The 16,482-nt window shown below is 42.7% G+C and carries 16 protein-coding genes; 6 read left to right on the forward strand and 10 right to left on the reverse strand.

Annotated features, from left to right (window positions below; genetic code table 11):
* Positions 1 to 98 precede the first annotated feature (98 nt).
* A complete protein-coding gene (locus KTR06_RS13950) occupies positions 99 to 2,081 on the forward strand; it encodes an alpha-L-arabinofuranosidase C-terminal domain-containing protein (protein ID WP_008018113.1) in 1,983 nt (660 codons plus the stop codon).
* A gap of 115 nt (positions 2,082 to 2,196) precedes the next feature.
* Here the strand turns inward: KTR06_RS13950 and KTR06_RS13955 are convergent, their stop codons facing one another.
* From KTR06_RS13955 to KTR06_RS13975, 5 genes are all read right to left on the reverse strand, one after another.
* Positions 2,197 to 2,877 carry an RloB family protein gene (locus KTR06_RS13955; protein ID WP_004314125.1) on the reverse strand — a complete coding sequence of 227 codons (681 nt, stop codon included), beginning with the start codon at positions 2,875 to 2,877 and terminating at the stop codon, positions 2,197 to 2,199.
* 6 nt (positions 2,878 to 2,883) lie between these two features.
* Positions 2,884 to 4,035 carry an ATP/GTP-binding protein gene (locus KTR06_RS13960; RefSeq protein WP_225449765.1) on the reverse strand — a complete coding sequence of 384 codons (1,152 nt, stop codon included), beginning with the start codon at positions 4,033 to 4,035 and terminating at the stop codon, positions 2,884 to 2,886.
* A 258-nt stretch (positions 4,036 to 4,293) separates the two neighbouring features.
* Positions 4,294 to 5,448, reverse strand: a complete 1,155-nt coding sequence (galK, locus tag KTR06_RS13965) for a galactokinase (protein WP_004314127.1) — start codon at positions 5,446 to 5,448, stop codon at positions 4,294 to 4,296.
* A gap of 115 nt (positions 5,449 to 5,563) precedes the next feature.
* The gene (locus KTR06_RS13970) at positions 5,564 to 6,874 is read right to left on the reverse strand and encodes an MFS transporter (protein WP_004307295.1); all 1,311 of its coding nucleotides are present in this window, start codon (positions 6,872 to 6,874) and stop codon (positions 5,564 to 5,566) included.
* Positions 6,875 to 6,926: 52 nt separating this feature from the next.
* On the reverse strand, positions 6,927 to 8,024 hold the full coding sequence (locus KTR06_RS13975; protein ID WP_008021915.1) for an aldose epimerase family protein: 1,098 nt from the start codon (positions 8,022 to 8,024) through the stop codon (positions 6,927 to 6,929).
* Positions 8,025 to 8,282: 258 nt separating this feature from the next.
* On the opposite strand from KTR06_RS13975, the gene KTR06_RS13980 reads away from it, so the two are divergent.
* The 4 genes from KTR06_RS13980 (at position 8,283) to KTR06_RS13995 (ending at position 12,120) form a co-directional block, all read left to right on the forward strand.
* A complete protein-coding gene (locus tag KTR06_RS13980) occupies positions 8,283 to 9,254 on the forward strand; it encodes a type I phosphomannose isomerase catalytic subunit (RefSeq protein ID WP_004313588.1) in 972 nt (323 codons plus the stop codon).
* A gap of 208 nt (positions 9,255 to 9,462) precedes the next feature.
* Positions 9,463 to 10,428, forward strand: coding sequence for a tyrosine-type DNA invertase cluster 3b (locus tag KTR06_RS13985; protein ID WP_121960530.1), 966 nt, complete (start codon positions 9,463 to 9,465; stop codon positions 10,426 to 10,428).
* Between the two features lie 335 nt (positions 10,429 to 10,763).
* Positions 10,764 to 11,342 (forward strand): UpxY family transcription antiterminator, encoded by a 579-nt coding sequence (locus tag KTR06_RS13990; RefSeq protein WP_008018120.1) that lies wholly within the window; start codon positions 10,764 to 10,766, stop codon positions 11,340 to 11,342.
* A 28-nt stretch (positions 11,343 to 11,370) separates the two neighbouring features.
* Positions 11,371 to 12,120, forward strand: coding sequence for a polysaccharide biosynthesis/export family protein (locus KTR06_RS13995; protein WP_015531610.1), 750 nt, complete (start codon positions 11,371 to 11,373; stop codon positions 12,118 to 12,120).
* Between the two features lie 3 nt (positions 12,121 to 12,123).
* Here the strand turns inward: KTR06_RS13995 and KTR06_RS14000 are convergent, their stop codons facing one another.
* Genes KTR06_RS14000 through KTR06_RS14010 form a run of 3 tightly spaced genes read right to left on the reverse strand, consistent with a single transcriptional unit; the run spans position 12,124 to position 13,172 of the window.
* Complete coding sequence (locus KTR06_RS14000) at positions 12,124 to 12,537, reverse strand: N-acetylmuramoyl-L-alanine amidase (RefSeq protein WP_008021925.1); 414 nt, start codon at positions 12,535 to 12,537, stop codon at positions 12,124 to 12,126.
* A 3-nt stretch (positions 12,538 to 12,540) separates the two neighbouring features.
* Positions 12,541 to 12,648 carry a smalltalk protein gene (locus KTR06_RS14005; RefSeq protein ID WP_004297473.1) on the reverse strand — a complete coding sequence of 36 codons (108 nt, stop codon included), beginning with the start codon at positions 12,646 to 12,648 and terminating at the stop codon, positions 12,541 to 12,543.
* A gap of 35 nt (positions 12,649 to 12,683) precedes the next feature.
* Positions 12,684 to 13,172, reverse strand: a complete 489-nt coding sequence (locus tag KTR06_RS14010; protein ID WP_008770913.1) for a DNA-binding protein — start codon at positions 13,170 to 13,172, stop codon at positions 12,684 to 12,686.
* A gap of 219 nt (positions 13,173 to 13,391) precedes the next feature.
* Between KTR06_RS14010 and KTR06_RS14015 the strand changes: the two genes are divergently transcribed.
* Positions 13,392 to 13,610 (forward strand): DUF4248 domain-containing protein, encoded by a 219-nt coding sequence (locus KTR06_RS14015; RefSeq protein ID WP_004313208.1) that lies wholly within the window; start codon positions 13,392 to 13,394, stop codon positions 13,608 to 13,610.
* A gap of 174 nt (positions 13,611 to 13,784) precedes the next feature.
* Here the strand turns inward: KTR06_RS14015 and KTR06_RS14020 are convergent, their stop codons facing one another.
* Both KTR06_RS14020 and KTR06_RS14025 read right to left on the reverse strand, forming a co-directional pair.
* The gene (locus tag KTR06_RS14020) at positions 13,785 to 15,608 is read right to left on the reverse strand and encodes a DUF3987 domain-containing protein (protein WP_217290439.1); all 1,824 of its coding nucleotides are present in this window, start codon (positions 15,606 to 15,608) and stop codon (positions 13,785 to 13,787) included.
* Between the two features lie 36 nt (positions 15,609 to 15,644).
* Entirely contained in the window at positions 15,645 to 16,277 is a 633-nt protein-coding gene (locus KTR06_RS14025) for a BT4734/BF3469 family protein (RefSeq protein ID WP_061448687.1), read from the reverse strand.
* Positions 16,278 to 16,482 lie beyond the last annotated feature (205 nt).

The raw sequence follows: 16,482 nt of genomic DNA on the forward strand, positions 1-16,482 counted from the left end.
ACCGATATACACCTGTTAATGATAAAATCGGGTACGGGGAAAATAGAGAATCTGATTATCTTTGCATTTTAACTATATATAATTTTTTATTGAGAACCATGAGAAGATACGCAAATTTATTGGCAGTATTAGCCTTGTCTACTAACCTTGCGCTTCATGCGCAAACTAATGAGTTGGTGATACAGACGAAGAAGCTGGGTGCAGAAATCCAACCTACTATGTACGGACTCTTTTTTGAGGACATCAACTATGCTGCCGACGGCGGACTTTATGCCGAACTGGTGAAGAATCGTTCCTTTGAATTTCCACAACACCTGATGGGATGGAAAACGTATGGAAAAGTATCCTTAATGAATGATGGCCCTTTTGAACGCAATCCGCATTACGTGCGCCTTTCTAACCCCGGACATGCACATAAACATACCGGATTGGATAACGAAGGTTTCTTTGGTATCGGTGTCAAGAAGGGGGAGGAGTATCGCTTCTCCGTTTGGGCGCGTTTGCCGCAAGGAAGTACGAAAGAAACATTGAGAATCGAACTTGTAGATACCCAATCAATGGGCGAACGTCAGGCGCTTGTCGCAGGGAATCTTACGATTGATTCTAAGGACTGGAAAAAATACCAGATAATCTTGAAGCCCGGCAGTACTCATCCGAAATCCGTACTTCGTATTTTCCTTACTTCCAAAGGAACAGTAGATTTGGAGCACGTCTCTCTTTTCCCGGTTGATACTTGGAAGGGACACGAAAATGGTCTTCGTAAAGATTTGGCACAAGCATTGGCGGATATTCATCCCGGAGTCTTTCGCTTTCCCGGTGGTTGCATTGTAGAAGGTACCGACCTGGAGACTCGTTACGACTGGAAAAAATCAGTTGGCCCGGTAGAGAACCGTCCCTTAAATGAAAATCGTTGGCAGTATACTTTTACTCACCGATTCTTCCCTGATTATTATCAAAGCTATGGATTGGGATTCTACGAATATTTCCTGCTGTCTGAAGAAATGGGTGCGGCACCTCTGCCGATTCTGAATTGCGGACTTTCCTGCCAATATCAGAATAATGATCCGAAAGCTCACGTAGCCGTTTGTGATTTGGATAACTATATTCAGGATGCACTCGATCTGATTGAGTTTGCTAATGGAGACGTGAATACCAAATGGGGAAAGGTACGTGCCGATATGGGACATCCTGCACCGTTTAACCTGAAGTTTGTCGGTATCGGTAACGAACAATGGGGAAAAGAATATCCCGAACGTCTCGAACCGTTTATCAAAGCCATTCGTAAAGCTCACCCGGAAATTAAAATAGTAGGTAGCTCCGGTCCGAATTCCGAAGGAAAAGAATTTGATTACTTGTGGCCTGAAATGAAACGTCTGAAAGCCGATTTGGTGGATGAACATTTCTATCGTCCCGAAAGTTGGTTCCTGGCACAAGGTGCCCGCTATGACAACTACGATCGTAAAGGTCCGAAAGTCTTTGCCGGCGAATATGCCTGCCATGGAAAAGGAAAGAAATGGAACCATTATCATGCTGCTTTGCTCGAAGCTGCTTTCATGACCGGATTGGAACGTAATGCTGACATCGTTCACATGGCCACCTATGCTCCGCTTTTCGCTCATGTGGAAGGATGGCAATGGCGTCCTGATATGATTTGGTTCGATAACCTGAACTCTGTGCGTACCACTAGCTATTATGTACAACAACTGTATGCACAAAACAAAGGAACAAATGTTCTTCCCCTTACCATGAACAAGAAAAATGTAACGGGAGCCGAAGGACAGAACGGACTCTTTGCCAGTGCTGTTTACGATAAGGATAAGAATGAACTGATTGTAAAGGTTGCCAATACTTCCGCCACAATACAGCCAATTTCCTTGAATTTTGAAGGATTGAAAAAACAAGATGTACTGTCTGATGGCCGTTGTATCAAACTTCGTTCGATTGATTTGGATAAGGATAATACACTTGAGCAACCTTTTGCCATCGTTCCGCAGGAAACTCCGGTATCTATTGAAGGCAACGTGTTTACTACCGAACTGGAACCCACTACGTTCGCGGTATATAAGTTCACGAAGAAATAAGTAGAACTAATTAGATGTTATTAGACCAATAGGTTCTAGATTTTTGTTAATTGTAAAAAGTAAGGGCGGCTCCCATCACGGAAGCCGCCCTTCTTGATGTATAGTTATGTTATGATCATAATAACTTTTCAGGATGAGTTAGTTCTTCTACTAGCTCATATACAGTAGTACAAGGCTTGTGAGCCGCATAATCTGTTCCCGAAAATGATTCTCTTAAGCGTTGAGCGTGTTTGATAGCTAATGATTCATCTCCTATACGTTGTAATATGTCGAAAGTTTCCGGTGATTTCTTTTTATATCGGTAGTTTGAATCATTTGTTCTATTTTGTATTTCCCTTTCTATTTTCTCAATGTATTGAGAACGGGATATGCCGGTATCCAAATATTGAAAATGTAGATAATACCAAAGTTCGAATGACTCATTAGACCATGCGCAAAGAATATGATTCTTTTTTGCAAGCTGTATGGCGTCATTGAAATCATTAAAGTCATCCTTATCAAAAACAGCCCATACCCTGTCAAACTCTTTATTTGATTTATCACGAATAGCTATGGTTTCTTTGATAAGACTGACTGTACCTTGTCCCTTACCTTCAATTGTAACCTCACGGATATCCGAATAACGGTCTTTTATTAAAGCCTTGAAATAGTTAGGTTCAGTTCTTTCACCTTCACATACGATAAGGAAACTAACAGATACATTGCGTACTGCTACTTTTCTTCTTTTATCCAGTTTTGCCTGTCTTTGTTCTCTTTTTATTTCCTCAAACCGATGTTTCGGCAGCAGTCTACTCATTGTGTATTAATCTTTAATATATGGAATTGCGCCGTAACGTCCGTTGATATAATCTTTTTCAAAACTACGGTCTTTCCGAATCTTGTTTCCTTCCGGTTCTCTGAATTCTGCTAATGAATAGAGGTCGGTAGCTTCCGAATGATCTTTTTCCGTAAACCAAATCTGATCCCTACGGAATGTTTTTACATTCAGTAAATTGGTGTCGTGGGTAGCAAATATTAGTTGAGCTCCCTTGGGATTTGTTTTTGGATTGTTGAAAAGTTTAATAATATGTTGAGTCAGTAATGGATGGAGCTTGGAATCGAGTTCGTCTATAACTAGTAGACCTCCCAACGCCAATTGACCAATAACTAAGGCGGCCAAATCGAATAGTTTGTTAGTACCCGATGACTCATGCTCTTTCATGGAAAAGCGGGTTTCTCCAATGACTTCTTCCTGTTCATTATACAAATTATGTATGGTGTATGCTTTTACTTCTTTTGCCAACTTTTCATCTTCGGGAAGTTCAAATCTGTTAAACCCTACATTCATAGATTTCAAGAAATCTTGAATCTCTTGTTGAAAGCTAAGTTCTGGATTTTTATTATTACACATATCATTTGTAAATACAGACCAAGATTCATGGTCGATACCTGATATTACCCAGATACAGTCAATTTTATGAATAATTTTTTTGGCAATTTCACCGTTAAAAGAATCAATTGTAGATAAAAATAGTCCATTGTCACGTACCTTTTCTTCCAAACCTTTGCCTTCATTATACTCGTCAGCTATTCCGATTCCTTCTTCTGTACGAACAAATAAGCATTTTTCCTTTTTTGCTTTTCCCTCTTTTATATATAACCACTCTTCATAAACCTTCAGATTGTCTGCGGTAAAGCCATACGTATATGTTTGGTTATCTATCAGTATTTCTATTTCAAAAAATGATGGTTCTTGAGTTGATTTTTGGTTTAATAAGAAAGGAGTAATATTTAATTTATCTGTAGAACTCATTTTAGAAGAATAGTTGACTATCTCTCCAAATTTGCCAATCGCTTTTAAAAAGTTACTTTTTCCACTTGAGTTAGCTCCATAAATAACAGCTGATGGAAGTAGTCTATATCCTTCTTTTTCTATAACAGATTCATTCAATTCTTTAATAGCGGTAGCTTCCATGCTCAAAACCTTTTTGTCTTTGAACGAACGATAGTTGCCTACTGTAAAATTGATTATCATATTGTTTTTATATTAAGTTGTCTATTCTATAGAACATGGCAAAGATACGAATAGTTTTAGATAATTCTCTTAAAATGAGAAAAATTCTCATTTTAAGAGAATAGAGTTGAGATTGTGTGTTATTATGCCGTGTAAAAAATAAGGGCGGCTCCTATCACGGAAGCCGCCCTTCTTACTTATTTAATAACGAATAAATTCTTATTCCAGTCTACGAGAACCGTCACCGATTACTACGTCATACACTTTCGGGCTTCTGCCGAATTTAGCTTTGAAAGCAGCTTTTGTTTTTTCAACGAAGTTGTCATACAACTCATCCTTAACAAGGTTGATCGTACAACCACCGAAGCCACCACCCATTACGCGTGAACCGGTTACACCGTATTCTTTAGCGCAGTCATTCAGGAAGTCGAGTTCTTCGCAGCTTACTTCGTACAGCTTGCTCATGCCGTGATGAGTTTCGTACATCTTCTGGCCAACAGTTTCGTAATCATCCTTCTCCAATGCCTCGCAAACATCGAGTACACGTTGGATTTCTTCAATTACATATTCTGCACGCATATAGTCTTCAGCGCTGATATCAGCTTTCGCTTCTTCCAGCATAGCCATCGTACAGTCGCGCAGGAATTCTACGTGCGGATGTTTTTTCTGGATAGCGGCAACAGCAGCTTCACAGCTTTGGCGACGCTTGTTGTAAGCAGAAGAAGCCAATTCGTGTTTAACCACTGAATCCATCAGAACCAGACGATAGCCTTCCGGATGGAATGGGAAATACTGATATTCCAGTGAACGGCAATCCAGACGGATCAAGCTGCCTGCTTTACCGAACACAGAAGCAAACTGGTCCATGATACCGCAGTTCACACCGCAGTAGTTATGTTCTGTTGCCTGGCCCACTTTAGCCAATTCAAATTTATCTATTTTGTTTTCACCGAACAGTTCGTTCAATGCGAAAGCATACGTACTTTCCAAAGCAGCAGAAGAAGACATACCTGCACCCAGAGGCACATCACCTGCAAAAGCAGTATTAAATCCCTTCACGTCAACGCCACGTTTAATCATTTCACGGCATACACCGAAAATATATCTTGCCCAGCTGGCACGTGGAGCATCCTCTTCGTTCAGACCAAATTCTACATAGTCTTTCAAGTCGATAGAGTAAGCTTTAACCTTATCAGTACCGTTTGGTTTGATTTCAGCAATCATGCCTTTGTCTACGGCTCCCGGAAATACGAATCCACCGTTGTAGTCAGTGTGTTCACCGATCAGGTTGATACGGCCCGGAGAAGCATATAAAAATCCAGTAGTTCCGTCAAAGTGTTTAATGAAGCGACTTCTTACGTATTCTGTATCCATGATATTTATATTTTAAAGGTGAATAATAATAATATAGAGAATTATGATTTCTGATTTCTGAATTATGAATTGCTCATAGCTCATAATTCAGAATTCAGAAATCAGAAATCGAAATTTATTCCACAGGAATATCCTTGTTTACATTTTTGCAACCTACCAGGCCGTAGAACAGCAGGTAAGCAAGTGCGGCGATGATAACCCAGTAACTAGGCATGAAACCGGCGATGTCAGCCACCCAACCTTGGATAACAGGCAGGATACCTCCACCACAAACCAGTACCATAAACAGACCGGAAGCAGCAGCCAGATATTTTCCTAATCCTTCTACTGCAAGGTTGAAAATACCACCCCACATGATAGAAGTACAAAGACCTACTAATACCAAATACATAGCGTTGATAGGTACTTCAGCAAAACCGAATGACAAACCGCCGGTAGCACTCTGTTGAAGTACAGGCAGGTTAACCAATGTTCCGGTAGAAGAGAAGATAGCAAGGAATACTAAAATCAAACCCAGTGCAGATGTAAACGTAAGCATCGCTTTACTGGAAATCTTAGCACCGAGTGATGCGCCTGCCAGACGGCCGATCAACATTAAGAACCAATAAGTTCCTACCACGAAACCTGAAATAGTAGAAGCGATACCTGCTCCGCCTTTTTCTACAGGGTCTGTCAGGAATAGATTCAAAGTACCCGGTACACCAACTTCAATACCTACATATACAAAGATTGCAATAGCTCCCAAGATGAAATGACGGAACTTTAAAGCACCCTTCATCAATTTGCCGATAGGTTCTGTTGCAGCATTGGCATTAGGTTCGGGGATTTGTACAAACAGAAGTACGAAGAATGCGAAAGCGAACACAGCCATAGCAGTGTACATCACAGGGAATATTTGAGAAATAGTAGCTTTTTCGATAGATCCGGCGATCAGGATACCTACAAACATCGGAGTAATGGTAGCCATTACAGAGTTGAAAGATCCACCTACCTGGATAAGCTGGTTACCTTTGTTACCTTCACCACCCAGTTTGTTCAACATCGGGTTTACAACAGTGTTAAGCAAACACATAGAGAAACCTGCTACGAATGCACCAATCAAATAAACGGCAAATGCCATTTCCGGGCTTGAATGACCGGATAAGAATTGGATACCTACGCCAATGAAACCGATAGCTACTGCGATCAGTGCTGTTTTCTTATAACCCACGCGTTGCAACAGGATACCGCTCGGAATACCCATTACTGCGTATGCAATAAAGTTTCCGAAGTTTCCCAGCATACCTAATGCGTTTGATACGTCAAACTGGTTTTTCAACACGATACCCATAGGAGCAGCGAGGTTGGTAACAAATGAAATCATACCAAAAAGGAAAATCATCGTAATGATTGCAATGATTTTACCGTTCTTTTTTTCTTGTGTCATGGTTCAAAAAAAATGTTAGTTTATAAAATTAGGTTAGTTGTTTTTTCAAATCTTATTCTTCTACTGCAAACTTGTAGACAGTGATCTGTTGGTATTCATCACCCGGCAGCAAAGTAGCCGATGGGAAATGCGGTTTGTTCGGGGTATCCGGGAAACACTGTGCTTCAAAGCAGATAGCGCTTCTTGCAGGGAATGTAGCTCCGTGTGCGCCTTCAAATCCATTCAGCCAGTTGCCTGTATAGAGTTGCACGCCGGCTTCGGTGGTATACACTTCCATGATACGGCCGCTTTTTGGGTCTTTGCAAGTAGCAGCCAGGTCTAGTGAGCCGCTCTCTATCTTGTTCAGTACATAGCAGTGGTCGTAACCGGCACCGAAAATCAGTTGCTGGAATTTGTCATTGATACGTTCGCCTACGGTATGCGGAGTGCGGAAATCCATCGGAGTACCCTCTACTTTGGCAATTTCGCCTGTTGGGATAGAAACTTCGTCGATAGGCGTATAGAAATCAGCGTTGATAGTAACGATGTGGTCGTTGACGGTAGGAGTAGGAGTGGAGATACCGGCGAGGTTGAAGAAACCGTGGTTAGTCAGATTTACGACTGTGGCTTTGTCGGTTGTTGCGCGGTATTCGATAGTCAGTGCGTTTACTTCGTTTTCCAGGCGGTAGGTCATTTCTACTTCCAGGTTGCCAGGGAATCCTTCTTCGCCATCGGCAGAAACATAGTTGAATTGCACTGTGCTCTCGTCAAGTTGTATAGCGTCCCATACACGAGCGTGGAAACCGGTAGGTCCTCCGTGCAGGGAGTTAGGTCCGTTGTTGATTGTGAGTTCATGTTCTTCGCCGAACAGAGTGAATTTCCCTTTGGCGATGCGGTTGCCGTAGCGTCCGATAGTAGTGCTTAGGAAAGGTTCCGGGCTGTTGATGACGTGGTCGATGCTGTCGTGTCCGAGGATTACATTGGCATACTTACCGTTTTTGTCCGGTACCATGATAGAAAGAATGGCGCATCCGTAATTTGTTACAGCTACTTCCATTCCCTTTGTGTTTTTGAGGATAAATAAATCAGTTTTCTTATCATTTATATCCTTTTGGAAATCTTTCCGGCTGAGCCCTGATAGATTCCCTTCTGTTGGGAATGTGTTATTCATGTCTGGTATTATTAAAATTTCCTGCAAATAAAGGGAAATTCTTTCTTTCTCACAAATTATTCCGACTAAATATAGTAGATGCTTTAGGAAAGTTTAGCTTTATTACTTCATCTTCTTCGGATATAAAAGCAAAAGATTATTTCTTAAATGAATTTTCATCCTTCTTTTCTTAAAAACTGAACAATTTTTTGTATGTTTGTTCCCGGATTGTAACAATCCGAGCGAATTTAATCTAAGTTTATAACAAGAAAAACTAAAATGTATCCATTAAAATTCGAACCTATTCTGAAGCAGACGCTTTGGGGGGGCGACAAAATTATTCCGTTCAAGCATTTGAACTCTGACTTGAAAGGAGTAGGAGAAAGCTGGGAGATTTCCGGTGTTGAGGACAATGAATCCGTAGTGGCTAATGGCCCGGATAAAGGTTTAACCTTAGCCGATATGGTAAGAAAGTATCGTGAGGAACTGGTTGGTGAAGCGAATTATGCCCGTTTCGGCAACAAATTTCCGTTGCTCATTAAGTTCATCGACGCTAAACAGGATTTGTCAATCCAGGTACACCCAACAGATGAGTTGGCGAAGAAACGCCATAATTCGATGGGAAAAACCGAGATGTGGTATGTGGTAGATGCCGACAAAGGAGCTAAATTGCGTTCAGGATTCTCTGAACAGATTACCCCGAAAGAATATAAAGAACGCGTGTTGAACAATACGATTACCGACGTATTGCAGGAATATGAGATCCATCCGGGTGATGTGTTTTTCCTTCCTGCCGGACGCGTACACAGCATCGGGGCAGGTTCTTTCATCGCCGAGATTCAGCAAACCTCTGATATTACTTATCGTATTTACGACTTCAACCGTAAAGATGCGAATGGCAAAACCCGCGAACTTCACACCGACTTAGCCCGTGAAGCCATCAACTACGAAGTGTTGGATGACTATCGCACTAAATACGAACCGTTGAAGGACGAACCGGTAGAACTGGTTGCCTGCACCTACTTCACGACTTCTCTGTATGACATGACTGAAGAAATCAGTTGCGACTATTCCGAACTCGATTCATTCGTGATCTTTATCTGTATGGAAGGATCCTGCAAGATGAGAGACAATGAAGGCAATGAGCTGACTGTTAGTGCCGGAGAATCTATTTTGTTGCCTGCAACTACACAAGACATCACAATCACTCCTGAAGGAGGAAATGTGAAATTGTTGGAAACATACGTATAAGAGATTATTATACAGAATTAAAGTCATCCGACTTTGCTCCATTCTAGTGATGGACAAAGCCGGATGACTTTTTTTATTACCAATAGAGTAAAAACGGCAGGAAAGTCTTTAACTATATTTATCAAAAACTTTGCGTTGAACACACAAAAAGATTCGTTCTTTTGCCACTTGCCAAGTGGCATAATATATAAAATAACTAGTGATGCAAATGATGAACAAAAATGGATTTAGCCGGTGTGCGGAATTCTACATCGGTCGTTTGCGAAAGGAGGGACGGCATTCTACGGCGCATGTCTACAAGAATGCCCTCTTCTCTTTCAGCAAATTTTGCGGCACGTCTAACGTGTCGTTCAGACAGATCACCCGTGAGCGTTTACGGCGTTACGGTCAGTATCTTTATGAGTGTGGCTTGAAGCCCAATACGATTTCTACGTATATGCGTATGCTTCGTAGTATCTATAACCGTGGAGTGGAAGCGGGCAGTGCGCCATACGTGCCGCGACTGTTTCATGATGTCTATACAGGTGTGGATGTCCGCCAGAAAAAGGCTCTGCCTGCTACGGAATTGCATAAGCTTCTGTATGAAGATCCCAAAACGGAGCGTTTACGCCGTACGCAAGCTATCGCTGCTCTGATGTTTCAGTTTTGTGGAATGTCATTTGCCGATTTAGCCCATTTGGAGAAGTCGGCTTTGAATCAGAATGTGTTGCGATACAATCGTATCAAAACCAAAACTCCGATGAGCGTGGAAGTGCTGAATACTGCAAAGGAAATGATTAACCAGCTCCGTAGTAAGGAAAGTTCTCACCCCGATTGTCCGGATTATCTGTTTGATATTCTTCGTGGGGATAAGAAACGGAAAGATGAAAGAGGTTATCGGGAATATCAGTCCGCTCTTCGTCGATTTAATAATAATCTGAAGGACTTGGCAAGAACCTTACATTTGCAATCTCCTGTCACTTCCTATACGCTTCGTCATTCCTGGGCAACGACTGCGAAGTATCGGGGAGTCTCCATTGAAATGATTAGTGAATCATTGGGCCATAAATCTATAAAAACCACACAAATCTATTTGAAAGGCTTTGAGCTTAAAGAACGTACGGAGGTAAATAAAGGGAATTTATCTTACGTAAGAAACTGCTGTGTAGGCAGAAATAAAAGCGTAAAGTTTTAATAATCAGAACTGATATATGTGTGTTACTTCTTAGGTAACGGAACTTAAATTTGACGCAAAGATAGACAAAAACATAAATAGTAAGCAAATATTCTTCCATTTTTTTTCGTTTTATCTAAAATATAGGAAAAAAACTATCCGAACATGAAATAAGATTATTTTCATGCCCTATACTTTTTATTGCCTAATCTCTGGATTCTTCCCGTTGAGTATTAGGCTGTTTCCTTCTTATGCCCTATTTCTATATGTGATTTCCATTTTTTGTTGAGATGTGTGCCTTGTGTATGTATTGTCCGTTACCTAAGAAGTAACGGAAGAACATGAGGTAAAAAAACATGATTTTAACAAAGCCGAAATCAATTAGTGCTGGGCCTAGCGATGGGACAGGGGAAGGCGTAGCACACTCTAAACGCTGGTATGTTGCTCTGGTTCGTATGCATCACGAGAAGAAAGTAGCCGAACGTTTAGATAAAATAGGGATTGAGAATTTTGTTCCTGTTCAGCAGGAAATTCATCAGTGGAGTGACCGACGCAAGATGGTTGAGTCTGTCCTTCTTCCAATGATGGTGTTTGTACACGTTAATCCGAAAGAACGCAAAGAAGTTCTAAGTTTTTCTACAGTGAGCCGTTATATGGTGATGCGTGGTGAGAGCTCTCCAGCGGTGATTCCAGATGAGCAGATGGCTCGTTTTCGTTTCATGCTCGACTATTCAGAGGAAGCTATTTGTATGAACAGCTCTCCTTTGGCACGTGGTGAGAAGGTTCGTGTTGTGAAAGGACCTCTAACCGGGCTGGTTGGTGAACTGGTTAATGTAGATGGCAAAAGCAAGATTGCCGTCCGGCTGAATATGCTGGGATGCGCTTGCGTGAATATGCCTATTGGTTATGTCGAAGCTATCTGCGAGAAAAACTAGTACTCGTCATCATTTATCCACAAATTACATGAATATGAAGTTTTCTTGTGCTTTTGCACTGATATTCTCTTTCTTCTTCTTTTCAGCTTGTCAATCCTATAAAAAAGTACCTTATTTGCAGGATGCGGAGGTTTTGAAACAGGTGAATACGCAAGTTTCCCCTGTTCAGGACGCCAGGTTGATACCGGGAGATGAGGTTTCCATTCTTGTTTCTACTTCCGATCCGGTTGTTTCGCAGCCATTCAATGCACAAGGCAGTACCTTTTTGTTGGATGACCAGGGAAATATCAATTATCCGGTTTTAGGTAAACTCCCTTTAAACGGATTAACGAGCCGAGAAGCTGAAAACCTGATAACGGAGCGACTGAAATCTTACGTGAAAGAAAGACCTACGGTAGTAGTCCGCATGTCCGGTTTTAAAGTTTCGGTTTTGGGAGAAGTGGCGTCTCCGGGTGTTTATCCGGTGGTGAATGAGCAGATCAATGTACTCGAAGCCCTTGCTATGGCAGGAGATTTGACCATTTATGGTGTTCGTGATAATGTGAAACTAATCCGCGAAGACAAGAACGGGCATAAACAGTTTGTTACACTCAATCTGAACGACGCGGATTTGTTATTATCTCCTTACTATCAGTTGCAACAGAATGACATCCTATATGTCACTCCCAATAAAACCAAAGCACAGAGCGCGGACATCGGAACAAGTACCACGATGTGGATTTCGGGATTTTCCATCTTAGTGTCTATTGCCAGTCTGCTGGTCAATATACTTAGATGATCCTTACAACTCTCCATATTCTTTGATACAGTTAAAACACGGACATTCCTTCATCGGATTTAAATCATGATGGCCTACAATCAATGCTTTGGGGAATCTTTTCCTCAATTCGCGGAGCAAAGCGAGCAAGGAACCTCGTTGCGCCAATGTACGTGTGTCTTGGGGACGTCCGGCAATATCCAGCCCTCCTTCGTAACAAATACCTATCGAATGGGTGTTATGGTCACGGCAGTGTGCCCCGACCTTTTCCAGAGGACGGCCCTGGCAAATTTCTCCATCGCGGGTGATGTAGAAATGGTAACCAATGTCACGGAACCCGCGGTGTTGGATATGATCTTGTCGGCAAGCCTCCGCCGAAAGGGATTTTCCTTCCGGCGTGGCACTGCAATGAATGATAATCAGCGTGATGGTGCGCATGGGCTACATACAACTTTGTACTCCGATCAAGCCTCCGATAGCGGTGGCAACGGTGATAATCACTTTGATAATGAAGCTCCATACGGAGCGGGGAGAAGATGAATTACTCATAAATAAGAGGTTTTAAATAAATTAATAATATTCCCTTAGGCAGCCGGGTCAGGCGCTTCACCGCTTCCGCCCGGATTTGGATTCGGCGTATTGCCTGAATCGGAATCTCCACCAGGGGTAGTTGGTTTCTGATACTCCGCTTGCTGCTTCAGTTGACTGTCGAGTTTCAGGTTGGTAGTCGACAAATTACCGGTGGCACGAGCTTTCAGGCGCATACCAGTGATGTTTTTCTCTAACGAAAAATCTTCCAGTGTTTCAGCCGCCTTACTTCGGATGCCTACCCCAAAGATGGCAAGGTCGTCGATTTTCACGCATTTGCCGTCGAGCAGCAATTCTTTGATGCAGTCTACCATGTCAGAAAGTACACCTTTGATGACACCACCGGAATACGGTGAATTGTGTTTCGACATGTGTTCGGCAAGCTTGGCCAAATCAAACGTCTCGTCGCTTACCGCACGGGCGAACCACTTGCCTGCATTCAGGCCTTTCTGCTGTTGGTTTTGATAAATTTTGTAACGAATCATAAAACAATAAATTAAAGGGTTAAACATATTGTCCGGGGATTCTTTTCCCTTCTGACAATACAAAGATACTACCCTGAAACATCGATAAATCAATTGTTTGCGATTGCACACGATTGTTGTCAATTATATGTCGTAATGGTCGTTTATTCAATGGAAAAGCGTTGGTTATGTGGTACTATTTTGTTATTTTTGTAACTGTAAATCAAAATTTTATCCATTATGACCGAATTCAAAATACGTGCCTATGGGCGCATGGAACTGGCGCAACTTTATTCTCCGACACTTACCGACATTGCTGCTTATCGAAAAATGAAGAAATGGATCTCTTTATGTCCCGGACTTCTGCAACGTCTGTACGACTTGGGGTACGAATCAAAGCGTCGCTCATTCACACCGTTGGAGGTGAGAGTGATTGTGGACGCTTTGGGAGAACCTTGAAGAAGTTGAGAATTGAGAGTTGAGAGTTGAAAAATGAAAGTGGGAGATGGAGAGAGGAATAGAGGCGGTTTGTGTGGGATAAAGCGGCGCTTTATGGTTGCTAAACCTATGCTTTACGAACGCTAAAGCGATGCTTTATTAAAATACAAGAAATACACTTTTACCCCCCTCTCCCTAACACACGCACACGTGCGTGCGCGTATAGATGCCTTTATCGTCTGCGTTGGTAAACAATCCTTTTTTAATCAGACGATTTAGCCAGCCGAAAGCGGTATTAGGTTTGATTTTCATGATTGTAGCCTGCTCCAACAACTGTGCACGCGTGAATTGGTTGCCCATTGCTTCGAAAAGTGCATCCCGGTCGGCATTGGCTCTATGCTTGACTTCTGTGGAGGGAAGAAAAGACAAGATATGCGTGGCATGACGATAAAGCGGAGTTACGAGCTCCAGGACCGCTTTAAAATCTTCAGCGGTGATCGTTACATCCCAACGGGTGATAATGCCGTCTTTGATATTATCAGTGGCAATCTCCTTATCAGGAGTAAGCAGATGGATAGAAGAATTTTTGAATTGGTAAGGTTGATCACATTCCAATGCACGTATCATAGCTACTTCTGCCATGATACGGCACGTGTTGACAGCCAGTCGGGCGATGGAACTGCTCATTTCGTTGTCGTTGGCAAGTCCCGAACGGAAGAACAAATCGGAAAAGAGAGTGTTGAACTCTTGCTTTTGCTCGTCGGTGAGCCGGAGCGTATGGACTCCATGTGTTTTCATCAGGTCGAGTTGCTTTTTCCATTCCAGGCCTATGTCTGTGAAGATAGCTTCCAGATCGGCTTCACCACTTTCAAACTGATTGATCCATGCCCATATACCATGCATGTAATAAAACAGTTGGCGCGAGAACAAACCGTTCTCTGTCGAGGGAATAAGTGGTTTCACTTGTGCGGGCGTACCGGAAAGCAGGACGGACAGATAGCTTTTCTTTACTTCCCGGTATTCCTGGTCGGTACGCCGGTTGTACGACAAACGGTCATGGTCGAACGCTTTGCGGAGCGTGTCGCTCCAGTGTCCGTATTCCGAGCCGATGGCAGCAGAAATAGTATCTGCTTCCGTTTCGCAGATAAGTCCCGTGCCGTTGGCATCCATGATATTTTGCAGAATACCTGTTCCGGTGTTATTGCCCGAGATGAGAAACATTCTGTTTTTGGGCATTTGGGGAGCTTCCACTTTGCTACGCTCTTTTCCCATGACGTCGTAGGCGGCTTTCTCTTTTTTGTAAGCCTTGACCTCTGCCGCTACTTGCTGGCGGATCTCGTCATGGATAGGTTCGACGAGCAGACGGATAAGCGAAAGAATTCCCTTACCCGAGGCAGAAGGAGCCACGATAAAACTTTGCAGACAAGGAGACTGGAGTTTGCCGGCGTATGGACATCTCACATATCGTTCCATGCTGGCACCTATGGCAGTCAATGCTCCGAGCAGCATGACGTCACGCTGCGTAGGGCTGGTGGCATAGCTCATGATGAGCAAGAGGATTTTCGGCCAGTCCGCTTCGGGGAAAGTGGGCAATGGCTGGTTCGGGTCACTACCGTTCAGCAGCTCTTCGGATTCGTCCGGTTCGTCATTCTCCACCTTATTATATACGTGTGCGTGTGTGAGAACTTTGGATGGTGTATTTTCCGTATTTCTACGGTTGTTCATAACTTCCGTATTACAGAGTTTCACATTGGCCATCTCGGCAAGATGGAAAGCCGTACCCAGGTGCACTTCCCCATGCCGGGTAGTGAGAGCATTGGAGAATATCCGTTCGGCATGTTCACGTTGGTACTTGGCGGACGTCCGGCACAAACGGTGGAAAAACTCGCGTCCCGCTTCTCCGCAATCCGTTGCGATGGCAAACGCCAGTTGTACATATTCAGCATAGGTAGGAGCAATATCCGCTCCTGCAGTTTCAACCGCTTCAGTGAGGCGGCGTAAAGATTCAATATCAGTCATTATTTTGATTTATGATTTATAATTTATGATTTATGGTTATTCGTTGGTGGCTCTAAATAATGCTCCCGGGTCATGGCAAAGGAAGCAGGATCTCACAATGTCTTTACCGGAAAAGTCCACGCCTTTTTTCTTTTCTCCGAAAGGAGGAGGTGTTCCTGTACCATAGATCATCACAGTGTATAACATTGCTAACTTCATTTTTTCCGTAATACAGTTTGCGTCATCGGCCATGGGTAAATGATTATAGGGTATGAAGGCTTTTACGCCCCGTCCGCTAGGACTGATAAACGTGAGCACAGGGTGGAGAAGAGGATCATTGAACAACGTCTTACGCATCTCCACTGCTTCCTGATAGGAGGTGAGATAGTCTATATCTACTACTGTTAGGAGGGAAGGATCTATGAGGCATTTGCTGCTGCGACGCGAGAATGTACCACAGGGAGTCACGTATGGTAATAGTGATGCTTTTGCCGTCCGTATATCTTCGGAGTTGCGTACTTGTTCGGTCAGAACTTTGAGATTCTCGTTGCAGGTAATCATTTGAAAGACTTGCTCTACGGAGACTTCGCAGCAGGGAATAAGCGTAGGAGGAGTAACTAATTGTCCGTGTTCGTCTTTAATGGGCGCAATGGGAGGCATGAAATAAGACATTCTAAAATCGTTTGTCATAACGTATCTAATTATTTGATTATCGCCTTGAATTTTCAAAACGCGGGGCGAAGGTAGGAATAGCTTTTAAATCAACTGTTCTGACATATCAGAACAGTTATAGGTAGAATCATGTATTATTTAATAACTTTAACAATTAACAGAATTACAGTAACTACTCAGGTATAAAGTCATATTGATACTTCTCACTGTTCAAGAACAGCAA

It is taken from the genome of Bacteroides sp. MSK.20.12, from assembly GCF_019052435.1.
Taxonomy (GTDB): domain Bacteria; phylum Bacteroidota; class Bacteroidia; order Bacteroidales; family Bacteroidaceae; genus Bacteroides; species Bacteroides xylanisolvens.

Coding starts and splice junctions, on each gene's coding strand:
- KTR06_RS13950 (WP_008018113.1), top strand. CDS start 99: ATGAGAAGATACGCAAATTTATTGGCAGTATTAGCCTTGTCTACTAAC.
- KTR06_RS13955 (WP_004314125.1), bottom strand. CDS start 2,877: ATGAGTAGACTGCTGCCGAAACATCGGTTTGAGGAAATAAAAAGAGAA.
- KTR06_RS13960 (WP_225449765.1), bottom strand. CDS start 4,035: ATGGAAGCTACCGCTATTAAAGAATTGAATGAATCTGTTATAGAAAAA.
- galK (WP_004314127.1), bottom strand. CDS start 5,448: ATGGATACAGAATACGTAAGAAGTCGCTTCATTAAACACTTTGACGGA.
- KTR06_RS13970 (WP_004307295.1), bottom strand. CDS start 6,874: ATGACACAAGAAAAAAAGAACGGTAAAATCATTGCAATCATTACGATG.
- KTR06_RS13975 (WP_008021915.1), bottom strand. CDS start 8,024: ATGAATAACACATTCCCAACAGAAGGGAATCTATCAGGGCTCAGCCGG.
- KTR06_RS13980 (WP_004313588.1), top strand. CDS start 8,283: ATGTATCCATTAAAATTCGAACCTATTCTGAAGCAGACGCTTTGGGGG.
- KTR06_RS13985 (WP_121960530.1), top strand. CDS start 9,463: ATGATGAACAAAAATGGATTTAGCCGGTGTGCGGAATTCTACATCGGT.
- KTR06_RS13990 (WP_008018120.1), top strand. CDS start 10,764: ATGATTTTAACAAAGCCGAAATCAATTAGTGCTGGGCCTAGCGATGGG.
- KTR06_RS13995 (WP_015531610.1), top strand. CDS start 11,371: ATGAATATGAAGTTTTCTTGTGCTTTTGCACTGATATTCTCTTTCTTC.
- KTR06_RS14000 (WP_008021925.1), bottom strand. CDS start 12,537: ATGCGCACCATCACGCTGATTATCATTCATTGCAGTGCCACGCCGGAA.
- KTR06_RS14005 (WP_004297473.1), bottom strand. CDS start 12,648: ATGAGTAATTCATCTTCTCCCCGCTCCGTATGGAGCTTCATTATCAAA.
- KTR06_RS14010 (WP_008770913.1), bottom strand. CDS start 13,172: ATGATTCGTTACAAAATTTATCAAAACCAACAGCAGAAAGGCCTGAAT.
- KTR06_RS14015 (WP_004313208.1), top strand. CDS start 13,392: ATGACCGAATTCAAAATACGTGCCTATGGGCGCATGGAACTGGCGCAA.
- KTR06_RS14020 (WP_217290439.1), bottom strand. CDS start 15,608: ATGACTGATATTGAATCTTTACGCCGCCTCACTGAAGCGGTTGAAACT.
- KTR06_RS14025 (WP_061448687.1), bottom strand. CDS start 16,277: ATGACAAACGATTTTAGAATGTCTTATTTCATGCCTCCCATTGCGCCC.